1 pseudogene is annotated in these 400 nt (G+C 65.5%); it reads left to right on the forward strand.

Going from position 1 to position 400, the window contains the following annotated elements:
• Nucleotides 1-327 (forward strand): annotated as a pseudogene (locus JHD69_RS20570) (hypothetical protein); the annotation flags it as partial.
• Nucleotides 328-400: the final 73 nt, after the last annotated feature.

Consider the following 400-nt stretch of genomic DNA (forward strand, 5'->3'; position numbering starts at 1 on the left):
CCCCCCCCCCCCCCCCCCCCCCCCCCCCCCCCCCCCCCCCCCCCCCCCCCCCCCCCCCCCCCCCCCCCCCCCCCGATTTTTCAAGAAGAAGACGGCATACGAGATCATGAGTACTGTCTCGTGGGCTCGGAGATGTGTATAAGAGACAGCACTAATCTTGCGGCAGCTATTAATACGGCAGCAGCTACAGGACTGAAAGTTCATATTGCCGAACTGGATATAGCCATGAACCCAGATAATATTCCAGATCTCTGTCTCTTATACACATCTGACGCTGCCGACGACCCACGACATGTGTATGTCGCGGTGTGGGGGGGATACATATAAAGATGGGGGGGGGGGGGGGGGGGGGGGGGGGGGGGGGGGGGGGGGGGGGGGGGGGGGGGGGGGGGGGGGGGGG

The sequence above is a fragment of the Pedobacter sp. ASV12 genome (assembly GCF_016429155.1).
Lineage (GTDB): Bacteria > Bacteroidota > Bacteroidia > Sphingobacteriales > Sphingobacteriaceae > Pedobacter.